Origin of the sequence: Pseudoalteromonas luteoviolacea CPMOR-1, from assembly GCF_001625685.1 — a bacterium.
Taxonomy (GTDB): domain Bacteria; phylum Pseudomonadota; class Gammaproteobacteria; order Enterobacterales; family Alteromonadaceae; genus Pseudoalteromonas; species Pseudoalteromonas luteoviolacea_K.
The window spans coordinates 1-11341 of sequence record NZ_AUYC01000019.1 but is presented as its reverse complement, the minus strand read 5'-3'; the positions used below and the strand labels follow the sequence as shown (position 1 = coordinate 11341).

Here is an 11341-nt window from a genome sequence, read left to right as displayed (position 1 = left end):
TCTAGACTTCGAAGTCTAGATGTACAGTTAGTATATAGTTTGATGTACAGTTGTGCATATATAGTCTAATGTACAGTTATTGAATATTTATATTACTATTTAGTCTATGTACAGTTGTTGAAATCTCGTCTAAATAATGTACACTGTAATTATTGGTAAAATTAACCGACAAAATAAGAGGCGACAAAATGACAGATAGAAACAAAACGGATAAAACTCAATATCTAGTAAGGAGACTTGAGTCATATTTGCCAATTCGAGAAGACTCAAGAAAGGTCAGCAACCATAATGATAAACTTATGAAGGTGTTTGTTAGGGATGCCTTCGGAATGCACTCAGAACGAGTTGAAGGGCGCCAAATATGGAGCTTTAACCAAGACTCACCAGTAACTAGAGGTGATTTAAGCGCAAGCCGCGTGTCTGCTGTGCTAATCAAGTACAGAAATGCAATTAAGGCTATGGGCGCCATAAACGCTAACTTTGAGGCGAGTTTAAAAGAGGCTAGAGAGCTTCTAAAAGAGTTTGGGGCGCTAGAGGATGAATATAAAGGGCTAAAGCCTAATATCATGCTGAGCACCCTAGAGGACCGTATATCAATAATTTCTAAAAAGTACAGAAGTAACGGATCACATATCAATGCTGCAAAGATTCGCGCCGCTGTAAATGGCATAGAAATATACCACCCACTTTACTATAAAATTAAAGCACCTCTATCTTTCGCTAAATCAATAGCAAATGAAAAGAATAAGCTGGCGTTAAAAGAAAAGCACGATGTAAAAATAAGGGTTAATGTTGAGAGCCTATACAAAAAATCAATCGAGGTTTTAGAGGATAGCTCTAACCGAGATTGGGTAGATATGACAATCGCATTATGCGCATTAACAGGCCGAAGACCTACGGAAATAATGAAAACTGCACGCTTTGTAAAATCAGAAAGCAGAGATAATTATGTTGTATTTAATGGAATCTTAAAAGCTAGGGATAGAAAGTTAGGTGATGACTTCGGGGACTGGGAAATTCCTGTTTTTGCCAAGCCTGAGTTAATAGTTAAATCCTTGCGCGCTATGCGCATGAAGTTAAACAAGCATGAAAAGATCCAGCACGAAAGCGGGGCTAAAGGTGGCTATTGGGGTGGCGGCTATGTGAAATTCATTTCCCGCACTGGTAAAGAGGTTGAGGCGAGCATATTTGATAAGCGCTACAAAGACAGCACAGAGCACAACGAGGCCATAAACCAACAATACAACGGAACACTTAACGAGCGAATCAGGAAATGGCTTGAAACTGGGGATTTTGATGTTCATTCACTGCGTGCAATTTACACCAAGGCTGTTTACGAGCGCGAAAAAGACACAAGCCCGGAGTCTTACGAATCAATGACTACCCGAGTCTTATGCTATTCAACGGACACAATATCTGGTGCCGTAAAGCACTACGCAGCACTAGAGATTGATAACACTGTCAAAGGCGTTGAAGTGTTCAAGGGTGAGCAAAAGCAAGACCTAATGAAGCCTGACAGTGAAAGCCTAAAGCAAAAACTAACAAGCTTTGATGGGGTGATTGCGCAAAAAGGCGTAAAGGCCAAAAAGCTACCCGACATACACGAATGGGCTAAAGCTCGATGCGAGAATGGCATGATAGCCGATGACTTAACAGCTAGCTTTATTCGCAAGAACTGCAAAGTAAAAGGCAAAGCTGTTAACGCAGATACAGCCGGGCTTTATCTTGTGCTGGTGGACATGGTAGACGAACTGGAAACCCAGACAATGAAATACTTCAAGGATCCTAACGGGGTTTGGCTTGTTGAGTCTAAGAAAACAGGTCAGCAAAAACGACTAATTGAACATAGTTAAAAAGGAATAAATACACATGCGTAAATTAAAGCTAAAACACAGTTCTTGGGATTTTGACTTAGAAATGGTGATCACCGTTCTTGATGAGGAAAAGTTCCAAAAAGAATGCAAGGAAATTAACCAATTTTGGGGTGGTGATGATTATAGACTTAATCACCACGGTTCACATGAAAACGCAGGTCTAGCCTTATTTGCAGCCGAAAGTTTCCAGCAAATGGCATTCAATAATTTCAAAGATAAAAAATGGCTTAAAGATCAGTTTGACTGGAGTAAAGAGAACGGGGTTGAAGGGTTTCCATCCTTTGATAATTTTGGCATTGAAGTTAATTCTATTGATACATGGTTCATTGAATCTGATGAGATCAAGATTGTGGAGCTAAGCAATGATTAATACTTTTGAATACCAGTTATTAGCTGGCGCCGCTATGGGCCTAACAGAAGAACAGACGGAAAACCTTATTGACCAAGGGGCAGACTTTGACGATGAGCTTATAAAAGCTTTGGGCATTGATTTTGAGCAATTCGTAAATGTATCACAGGCACTTTTAAAGCTAACTCCGGCAGTTGAAGGGGCAGACAGCAACAAACTTTATAACGCATTCGTCAGGCCATTAGAGAGCGGCGGTTACTTAGCTTTAATACAAAAAGAAATTTAATTCCGCACCTGGTTAACCCGTAAAATTTTTTACGGGTCCTCTCCGGGAGTAAAATCCCGTTGGGGCCAAGACTCGCGGCCTTTACGAAATTACGCCCTTTTTTTTGAGGTCCTTACTTCCTTTCTGAAACAGCAAAATCCACTCTAAACCGCTTTGCTGGTGGCCTTTTATAAATCCAAAAGAAAGGACATGAAGCATGGCACCGGTACTCAACAACCTATTCAATAAGTCCTTTCTCAAAGCTCCCTGCAGGGAGCAAAAAAAAGACCATTTAAGGCCCTTTTTATTTTTATACAACTTAAAGCTACGGTTTAATCTTTAACACTTCAATAGGTAGCAACCTAGCCCGTTTCTGAGGTAAATCCGGGCTTCCAGTTCCTGTTCCGCCAAAAACTTTATTTAAATATTTTTTACTTAATTCCATTGGTTTTTCCTTCAACATATGTTCAACAACCTATTCAATAAGCCCTTTCTAAAAGCCCAAATAGAGGCAATAAAAAAGGCCATTGAAGGCCCTTTTTATCTTTATCTAGCTAAGAGCTAAGGAGTAATTATTTTAAGCTTTAACACTTCAATAGGTAACAGCCTAGCTTGTTGCTGAGGTAAATCTGGGCTTCCCGTTCCACCGCCAACACCACCTGTTACCTTTTGCAAATCTTTATTACTTAATTCCATTGGTTTTCCCTTCAATATTAGATGAGAACCGAAGTGCAAATGTGATGCAAACAATTGAAGCCATTATATGCAAAACAGTCTGAACTAAGTCCCTCACGTAGAGCTTTATGTAAGCATTATTAAACCAACCAATATAGTACAGGTAAACCTCTACCAGCGTTATAAAATTGATTAAAAATGAAAGAGAAAAAAGTAGAACTAAAGTAGTTTCTTGAAGTGAGTATTTATGCTCATCAAATGCTTTATCAAAAAATGAAAAATAACTTAATTTATATGCCCAATACCTACGCCCAAAAACAAACACTAAAAATAAAACATTCATAAACATGCACCAAGCATAATAGCCTATGGGCATACTCATTGCCCAATCTAAAGACAGTAAATTTATGACCTCAACAAAACCATAAATCAGAATCAAGAATCGGGCATTGATGTTCGACCAAGATATAAATAAAGCCAAAAACAAAGCTACTGGTAAAACAACATTAAAATAATCAAAAAAACTCATTTAGCGACCTCTTTAACATCCTTTTTGTTTTCTTCTTCTTTTCCAAAATCATCAAAATAAAGCAGTGGATTGCGCCCGCCTAAAAGTAATATATCAATAAACTTACTTAGCGGAATTTCATTTTTACCACTTTCCCAATTAGAGATCGTTGACTGGTCAACATCTGTGACCATTTTCTTAGCCAACCCAGATTGAGACAAACCAAGCTCTCGTCTAATTTGTCTTATGCACCTCTGAGCCTCAACTTTAAAGTTAAAAGCTTTCCTTCTACGCTCTGATGTCCTCATTAGTTCCTTTCCAAAAAAATATAAGGCTCCTTTTAAATGCCTCGCTAAGAGCTGGTCATTTTATGGAGATTGTCATAACAACCCATGTAAACATTAACACCATGATAACAAAAAACGATCTGTTTTCAATATAAATCTATTTATTTATTAAACATAACCCTTTGTTATTAAAGGGGGTTTTGTCATGGAGAAAGTAAGCACATGCATCAAAATATAAACTACCAATTCCCCTACCCGACTCAGTTATTTAACGCTAATTGCATACACGCAAACATGAAGTCTATTTCAGACAGTATTTCCTTTCTAAGCCGCGCAGTTAGAGGGCTAGAGCAAGGGGACATGGACGTCCAATCATCTCGTGACGGTTTGGGGGACATTTTAGAGGTCATTAGTGAATCAGCCAATTACACAGCCCAAAACTACATCCAAGAAAGTCGAGTTGAAGCGCCGGGGCTGGTGGGGGTCGAAAATGCTAAACACGCTTGAAATTGAAAAGCCCCTAAGTATTGCCGGGCTAATGTTCCCAGATGATAGTTACCCAGACGATACAATGAGCACGCTATCAAACGTAATAGGGTTTTTAAGCCATGTATCAGAGTCGGAACACTTTGTTGATATTGTTGCCTGTAGGGACCATCGAGAGGGGTTTTCTGCATTACTCAATGTTAGTGAGCAATCGGCTAGACACGCAGTAAATCAGGCTAAAAAAGTAAACGCCGAAATGCGCGATTTACAAAAAAAACTGGATAACGTGCACAACTATTACAAGCCATTTGCTGAAGCCATTTGCCACTTACAAGAATACACCCAGATAATGGATCGATTGTTCAATTTTAGATACGTAGAACACAGCCAACTAGACCGCGATACATACTTGTTTATTCATGAATCAAGTGCACTTATTGAAGCTTGTAAAGTGGTTAATTTTGGATTGCCTGAACCCTTTCTAGTCAAAGAGCGGGAGCGCACCTTAAAGCGCGCCAGAAAAGTTAAAAGCAAACTCCCAGTAATCAATCTAAATATGGAGAAAAAGCAGTGAACAACAGTAAACAGCCAATCGACCGTGGCCGCTTAATGTGCGTAGTAGACACGTACCAAAGCAAAGAACTAGACGCTAAAGGCCAGCCAAAAGTGAAAAATAAATACCTTCAAGTTGGAGAGGCAACACTATGGAACGCAGACAACGGCGGCACATTTACCAAGGTTAGGCGCCTACTGCCAGCCCCCAGTTACCCAAGTGAGGAGGTGATCTGGTGGGACAGTCAAGAACAAAACAATCAACAGGGCCACCAGCAAGGCCAACAACAGGGCCACCAGCAGAATCACCAGCAGAATCACCAGCAGGGATACCAGCAGGGACACCATCAAAACGGATACTAGCGGCAAAATCGCTAACAGAGTTCACCCCACCAAATGTACAAGAGAACTAAGCACAGGCCATGCGGCGGGGTAATATGCCAGCCTTCGGGCTGGCAACCTGATCACTTTTAAAATTCCAAAGTTTTTGATCGGTGATCACTTCATTACAAGATTAGGAGCCAAGCAATGAATGAACTATTTGAAGCCCAAGACAAAGTGACTAAAAGCATTGAAGATGTAGAGACTTTAGCAACCATTGCGGAGTTAATGAGCTGGGATGGAGTGTCAGAGCAAATAACTATTAGTTACATGGAAATGCAAAGCGCCCACGTAAAAAAGTGCAAGCAAGACATTAACGAACTGAATAAAGTAGTGCGCAAGATTACGCAAAGCTACGCGACAACAAACGACAAAGTAACGACAAACCTTTAAAAAGAGCGCCTTTGAGCGCCATTTTTGACGCCATATACGACAGTTATGGCGTTTTTTTTCGCGTAAAACTTACCAATTGTCGTTTTATTGCGCGAGCAATAAAACCCTGTAAGCCTTGACCTATAAGGCTTGCAAGCATTTTAAGCGCTCTTATTGGCGTCAAAAAAACGCATGTTTTTACCCGGGATTATCCGGGATTATCCGGGATTGCGTGGGATTATCTGGGATTTAACGGGACAATCCGGGACTATACGAACCTAAGCGAAATGCGCACAGGCAGTGCGCAAAACCAGCGTGCGCAATATCAATCAAGCCCTTTAATTAAAAGGCTTTCATAAAGATTATGCGCAACTAAACTGCGCACTTTAAGCCGAATAATGCGCACCTTGCGCAAATGACATTTAGGGTGGTAACTGGTTGGCAGTTAAGGTGGCAACTGGTGGACAGCTATAAGGGGTAAGGGGGTCAAATTGTTCAAACAAATGCCCATGCCTAACTACCGCCATCTAGTAATATTTACACGTGCAATTAATAAAAAATCAAAAATGACCAGTTTATTAACATTTAAAGCCCCATCTTTAGCGGTTTCCAGCCCAGTTAACCATCGAATCAATACCGTTTAAAAGGGTAGTTGAAAGGGGGTTAAACCTCCATTAAACAACCTATAAGGACTAAGCAAAGGCTATTTAAACGCTGGTGGATGGGATTTGATACCCGTAAGTAAAGGCGTGATCCATGATAATCAACTTATCCACATTTTCGGGGGATAAGTGCGTGATTAACTAGGCCGAACTGACACGATAGCCGGTTGCCGGGTCCTTTTGAATATCAATTCAAACTACGGGTTCAGAATGCGCAAAAGCTCGCTTGCTCAAATATTATTTACCTTTCAGGGTTTCCGGTTTCCTATGCATGGCTTGACTGTATACCGTGTAAACATTGGGTTTAGTGGCTCAGGTAAACCGGAAACTCACACCCCCCGGGGGTGTTTAAACTCTGCGCGAACTGAACGGACACCGCCGACCTAACCAGATTTTTACGCGACCAAGAAATGAAATGAAAAAACCCACTGCTAAATCATCTTTGATTTAGCCGGGTCCTTACGCGCTTGAACTTCATGCGATGCCAAAGCCGCGACTTTTTTACAGCTACCTCTCGAGCTTAGGGGGTTCCGGTTTCAGGGGGAGGGGCCTGTAAATCACTACAACTTTTTAGCCTAGTACCGCCGCCCCAGCACAATTTAGGCACATGCCAAAACTCAAACTTTTTTTTGGGTCCTTTCCCGGCCACCCCCCATTGAATGCGGGTAGAAAACACGCGACCTCTCACGCATTTTTTTTCCAGTAAAAAAAATGCCTTTTCCGTTTCCGCTTATATCGCACACCTAAAAACGCGGCAAGCCGCGTAATTACTGGCTTCTTAGATTTGGCCAAAGCGGTAAAAGGGGTCCCTAGAGATCAGCTGAACAACCACGGGTGTCCAACTCGCGGTTAAAGCGAAATTTTCGCTAAATCATGGCGCCGCCACCACCTTTACCAGTTAGGTGGAAAGTTAATTGATTTTTAAAGGCTTTTGACTGGCGAAAACAACGCTAACAATCAAAATCACTGACGAAACCATTAAACAAGCATACAAATATACAAATATACAAATCCACCAGCAGCTAAAAAGCCCTGTAAGGCTCTGTAAGCCCATAAAACAAATTTGAGCATAAATCCTTTAGGATATTCGTTAAATCACCCTCACGGGCCGCCTAAGTCGATTTTGAGGCATTCCCTACCCGAAACGCCTGTGTTGTTTGCAAATTTATTTTTTGTTTATCAGAGCGGCATTGCAAGCGACGCGCCAGCTTTGTCTTGCTACGCGCCATTTTGAGAATTTCCCCCAGTTCGCCTCCCTGCCTTGGCTTGTGTCGCACTGCGCGGTTCCCGCTTGTTTCGGCCTTCGGCCCGAAGCGGAGCTGTTCTTTATTTTTTAGGGAAAAGTGACTTTTGTGACTTTGTGACCTTTTGTGCGACCTTTTGTGCGACCTTTTTATTATATATATATATATGTTTTTAAAGGATTTATTATTATTATTATATAAAAAGTCACAAAGTCACATAAAAAAATAGGTAGATACGCATGGCAGAAAAAAAAACTCCCCCCTCTTAATCTTTAGTTTAGGGTTAGGAGAGGGGGGGGATTTTTTTTATTGTATATATGTCTATACCTTCAAAATGGCGTGACTTTGTGACTTTTCATATAAACCAATGATTTAAAAGCAAAAAAAAGTCACATTCAAGTGTGACCTTTTTATAAAAAGTCACATAGATTTTGTGACCTTTTCTGTTTTGGGTACTGTTTTGACGTAAAAAAAGCGCCTAAAGTGGCGCCTTGGCTTATTGGTTGGATTATTCAAACGGTATGAAATAACCCCGTTCAGCTTTACCATTAACCTTAATTTGCTTTTTGGGTGCAAAGCCAGCTCGTTTAATGTGACTTTGCCAGTCTTCGAAGCTGGTGCGACTTAAAATAGCTTTTAGCTTGGGGGAATTAACAGCAATCCATACACCCTCTAGCCCTTCAAATTCAGCTAGTGCGGGTGGTATTTTATAGCCGTTTTTTAGCCTTGGCACGATACCTAAAGATTGAAGCGCTTTGTATATCCGTTTTTTACCTGTATCAGCGTGTGGCTCAATTGCTGCGGGGTCTGTATTGGCTAGCGCTTGCCATCCTCCCCATTCAGCAAGCTGTTCATTGTCTTTTAGTTGAATGGCTTCTATAGCCTCACCAACTGTGATTTTTGAACTTGCTTGTGATAATGGCAGATCGGTAGCGCTTATTTGGCGCCATAGCTCACCCCATTCGTCCCCTGAGTTTTCAAGCTCCCCGGCTATCATTTCGGCCAAACCTTTATTGTTAGCAAAATTTGTCACTTGCTCTTCTGTAACGGGTTTATCTAAAATCATGGTGTAATAACCAGCTAGCAAAGTGCCGTATTGCTTACCTTCCCGGCCTGATGAACTGAGCAAGTTGATAGCCTTTTCGCAAGTGATTAAATTTTGTTGAAACAGGTCCCATCGGTTAAGTGTTAATTCAATTAATGAGTGTTCTATACCGTCTTTTTTAAGTAGCGCTATAGCCTCCTTTATTTCGGCAAAGTTGCGCCTCGTATCTTCTGAAACTTCCTTTTTAAGTAGAGTAAGAACTGCTGTTCTGTTTTTGTCGGCATCTTCAATTAATCGTGTCTTTATGCTTGCATATGCAAATTGAGATCTAACTCTAAATTCTTGAACCCGACCACTAGCCGAACCTTTCATAACAGTGGCGTCATCGTCTGAACTTGCAACCCTTGCTAAGCCTAAAATTTTATCAATCCTATTTTTATCTGCCGCTGTATTAGGCTCTAATTCGTCAATAAGCGCCGGGCGAGCATCTAGTTTTAACTTTTGCCTTACCGAAGCCTCAGTAACACCGCCTTTCGCGTGTAGAAGTTGTGACCCTAGCAATGCATGAGTTGCTTGTAATACGGTATCTGATTTACCCGAACCTGATGGGCCAGTGATCCAAATATGAGGGCGCCAAGGAAGAATCCCGGCAAATGGCCCGGTGATAATCCAGCCAATTAATAGTGCTGGCGAATATTCATCGGCCCAATACATGTTGTTTATAAGGTTATAAACCTGTTCGGTCTGCTCTTTTGTGGCTGGGGGTAAATACTCGTATTGTACCTTTCCTTCAAGCTGGTAAATGTTGGCTAGGTCATTGCTATTTACAGGCTCTTCGTTGCCATCCACCAGCAAACGATCCCCCAAGTGTCTGACCAACTTACCTGAGTCATACCAAAAGCCGCGACCCCGAAGTGTTTTAGCATCATAAACCCCTTTAGCATGGCTATTTGATAAAACCCAGTCGCCAGCGCGAAGCCAATCAACGCCAACAATCTCGTTTAGGTCGTTAAGCTTAGGAAATGAGACCATCCACCAGTCTAATTCCGCCAGTTGCATTAAATGGGCTTGGCCTGTGAGCTTTTCGCCATTAATCCCCATTATTTGCAGAGCGCTATTGGATATAAAAAAATGAACACCCTCATCATACCCAAGAAATGAAAAAGGAGGTCTTAGGTTTTCAGGGTTTGCCAGCTTTTGGCGTTCTGCCTTTAACTCTTCTGCTTGGCGCTTTCGCTGAACTTTTGCTGTGCGTTTTAGTAGTTGTTCAAGTTGTTTTTTGTTGGTTATGTCTTGTAGAAATTCAGGAGGGTCAATTGCGTCTGTGTATATTTCGACCCAAGCCGATCTCATATCATCGGTAAGGGTGGTTTTTTCAGACTCATCACTGTTTGTTTTTTGATCGGCTTGTGAGCGGACTGATTCTAGAGAGATTACGGGCGTATCTGTCCCGTTGTTATTGTTATCCATATTGTTAACCTTGTTGAGAGGTTCTGTTGAATCAGGTATTGCGGAAGGCTGGTTCAACGGGCCAGCCGTATCGGGTGGGGTAATTAGTCCCACCCTATCCGCGTTATTATTATCATGCTGATTTTGGGTATTGGTCAAGTCCGTCATGTGCCAACCCCTTATAACGCTTCAACAATGTAGTAATACATGCCATTGGTTAGGCCGTATTCTTTTAACCTCTCAGTGCTCATTATGCCCCGGGGCTTAATAGTCAGACCATACGGGCCTAAATAGCCTTTTAACCTTACTCGCCAGTTGTTGTTGTGTATGCGCATTTTTTGGTTTCTGCGCTCAATTTCAGGGTGAGCTAAGAAGTTATGGTCAAGAATGTGACGCAAAAATTTAATAGTTGTTTCATCGTTAGAGTGGAGTAGGTTTTGATGCAGTTCGTTGATAACTTCCCTGTGCTCAGGATGTAAAGTTACTTCTTCTTTTAGTTTTTGAATGGCTAATTCCATTGCTTTTCCTTAATCATATTATTGCCAAGGTAAGCGACAGGTATTAGCAAGATGGATGCGTTGCTTTTAAGGGTTAATAAGCCTTTCAGGTTTATATTTTACACCCTTTAGAATAAGAAATTACTGGATTTTTTGTACACTTTAAGCGTAAAATAATCCAAGGAAATTGCTGTTGGTAGCAGCACTTCCTATTCTTGTAATGCCTGTGCTTACGCATGACAAGGTTTAAGATTATCCAGCCGGAGTTCGCCAAAACAACGGGCTGGATAATCGTCTTCCCCTTAACTCCCCTGTATAAAATCCAGAGAACCCAAGCGGTAACAAGCTCATGCGAAGCTTTAATAGCCATTTTATATTCTAGAACCCTTTGCGCAAAGCTTTTTTTTGGTTTTACTCAATAAAAAAAAATAACTGTACAAGCTAAAATCACACAAGCATTCCTTTAAACCACCCCATAAGACAAATAAACGCCAGTATACAACCCTGAATACAAAGACAAACCACCATAAAAAAACATTCCATTTTATTCAATCATCAACAAGTTCATTTTGTGTATCACAAATTGTGATGAAACAATTTTTAACCACCCTTAAAAACAACAACTGTACAAAAGACTAATCAACAAATCCTCACAACAAACCAATCAACAGTAACTGTACACCAAACTAAATATC

Annotated in this window: 12 protein-coding genes; 7 read left to right on the top strand and 5 right to left on the bottom strand. The window is 41.0% G+C overall.

Features of this window, described 5'->3' with window-relative positions:
- The first annotated feature begins 188 nt into the window (after window positions 1-188).
- The 3 genes from N473_RS07145 to N473_RS07135 are packed head-to-tail and all read left to right on the top strand — an operon-like array spanning window position 189 to window position 2509.
- Entirely contained in the window at window positions 189-1853 is a 1665-nt protein-coding gene (locus tag N473_RS07145) for a protelomerase family protein (protein WP_063367314.1), read from the top strand.
- Window positions 1854-1869: 16 nt separating this feature from the next.
- Window positions 1870-2244, top strand: coding sequence for a DUF2528 family protein (locus tag N473_RS07140; RefSeq protein ID WP_063367313.1), 375 nt, complete (start codon window positions 1870-1872; stop codon window positions 2242-2244).
- The gene (locus N473_RS07135) at window positions 2237-2509 is read left to right on the top strand and encodes a hypothetical protein (protein ID WP_196766379.1); all 273 of its coding nucleotides are present in this window, start codon (window positions 2237-2239) and stop codon (window positions 2507-2509) included. The genes N473_RS07140 and N473_RS07135 overlap by 8 nt, the downstream gene beginning before the upstream one ends.
- Before the next feature lie 540 nt (window positions 2510-3049).
- Here N473_RS07135 and N473_RS26140 read toward each other — a convergent pair.
- From N473_RS26140 to N473_RS07120, 3 genes are read right to left on the bottom strand one after another with little or no spacing between them, the layout of a single operon-like run.
- Window positions 3050-3184, bottom strand: coding sequence for a bacteriocin (locus N473_RS26140; RefSeq protein ID WP_155735552.1), 135 nt, complete (start codon window positions 3182-3184; stop codon window positions 3050-3052).
- Window positions 3171-3692, bottom strand: coding sequence for a hypothetical protein (locus N473_RS07125; protein ID WP_063367311.1), 522 nt, complete (start codon window positions 3690-3692; stop codon window positions 3171-3173). The genes N473_RS26140 and N473_RS07125 overlap by 14 nt, the downstream gene beginning before the upstream one ends.
- Complete coding sequence (locus N473_RS07120; protein ID WP_063367310.1) at window positions 3689-3979, bottom strand: helix-turn-helix domain-containing protein; 291 nt, start codon at window positions 3977-3979, stop codon at window positions 3689-3691. Before N473_RS07120 ends, N473_RS07125 begins: the two co-directional genes overlap by 4 nt.
- 201 nt (window positions 3980-4180) lie before the next feature.
- Here N473_RS07120 and N473_RS07115 point away from each other — a divergent pair, with 201 nt between their 5' ends.
- The 4 genes from N473_RS07115 (at window position 4181) to N473_RS07100 (ending at window position 5770) form a co-directional block, all read left to right on the top strand.
- The gene (locus tag N473_RS07115) at window positions 4181-4465 is read left to right on the top strand and encodes a hypothetical protein (protein WP_063367309.1); all 285 of its coding nucleotides are present in this window, start codon (window positions 4181-4183) and stop codon (window positions 4463-4465) included.
- A complete protein-coding gene (locus tag N473_RS07110; RefSeq protein WP_063367308.1) occupies window positions 4449-5018 on the top strand; it encodes a hypothetical protein in 570 nt (189 codons plus the stop codon). The genes N473_RS07115 and N473_RS07110 overlap by 17 nt, the downstream gene beginning before the upstream one ends.
- Window positions 5015-5359 carry a hypothetical protein gene (locus N473_RS07105; RefSeq protein ID WP_081220999.1) on the top strand — a complete coding sequence of 115 codons (345 nt, stop codon included), beginning with the start codon at window positions 5015-5017 and terminating at the stop codon, window positions 5357-5359. Before N473_RS07110 ends, N473_RS07105 begins: the two co-directional genes overlap by 4 nt.
- Before the next feature lie 165 nt (window positions 5360-5524).
- On the top strand, window positions 5525-5770 hold the full coding sequence (locus N473_RS07100; RefSeq protein ID WP_063367307.1) for a hypothetical protein: 246 nt from the start codon (window positions 5525-5527) through the stop codon (window positions 5768-5770).
- A 2393-nt stretch (window positions 5771-8163) separates the two neighbouring features.
- On the opposite strand, the gene N473_RS07095 is transcribed toward N473_RS07100, so the two are convergent.
- Complete coding sequence (locus tag N473_RS07095) at window positions 8164-10317, bottom strand: hypothetical protein (RefSeq protein WP_063367306.1); 2154 nt, start codon at window positions 10315-10317, stop codon at window positions 8164-8166.
- Window positions 10318-10328: 11 nt separating this feature from the next.
- Entirely contained in the window at window positions 10329-10667 is a 339-nt protein-coding gene (locus N473_RS07090; RefSeq protein WP_063367305.1) for a hypothetical protein, read from the bottom strand.
- Window positions 10668-11341: the final 674 nt, after the last annotated feature.

Bases quoted from the DNA above. Each gene is read 5' to 3' on its own strand.
- N473_RS07145 (WP_063367314.1), top strand. From the start codon at position 189: ATGACAGATAGAAACAAAACGGATAAAACTCAATATCTAGTAAGGAGA.
- N473_RS07140 (WP_063367313.1), top strand. From the start codon at position 1,870: ATGCGTAAATTAAAGCTAAAACACAGTTCTTGGGATTTTGACTTAGAA.
- N473_RS07135 (WP_196766379.1), top strand. From the start codon at position 2,237: ATGATTAATACTTTTGAATACCAGTTATTAGCTGGCGCCGCTATGGGC.
- N473_RS26140 (WP_155735552.1), bottom strand. From the start codon at position 3,184: ATGGAATTAAGTAATAAAGATTTGCAAAAGGTAACAGGTGGTGTTGGC.
- N473_RS07125 (WP_063367311.1), bottom strand. From the start codon at position 3,692: ATGAGTTTTTTTGATTATTTTAATGTTGTTTTACCAGTAGCTTTGTTT.
- N473_RS07120 (WP_063367310.1), bottom strand. From the start codon at position 3,979: ATGAGGACATCAGAGCGTAGAAGGAAAGCTTTTAACTTTAAAGTTGAG.
- N473_RS07115 (WP_063367309.1), top strand. From the start codon at position 4,181: ATGCATCAAAATATAAACTACCAATTCCCCTACCCGACTCAGTTATTT.
- N473_RS07110 (WP_063367308.1), top strand. From the start codon at position 4,449: ATGCTAAACACGCTTGAAATTGAAAAGCCCCTAAGTATTGCCGGGCTA.
- N473_RS07100 (WP_063367307.1), top strand. From the start codon at position 5,525: ATGAATGAACTATTTGAAGCCCAAGACAAAGTGACTAAAAGCATTGAA.
- N473_RS07095 (WP_063367306.1), bottom strand. From the start codon at position 10,317: ATGACGGACTTGACCAATACCCAAAATCAGCATGATAATAATAACGCG.
- N473_RS07090 (WP_063367305.1), bottom strand. From the start codon at position 10,667: ATGGAATTAGCCATTCAAAAACTAAAAGAAGAAGTAACTTTACATCCT.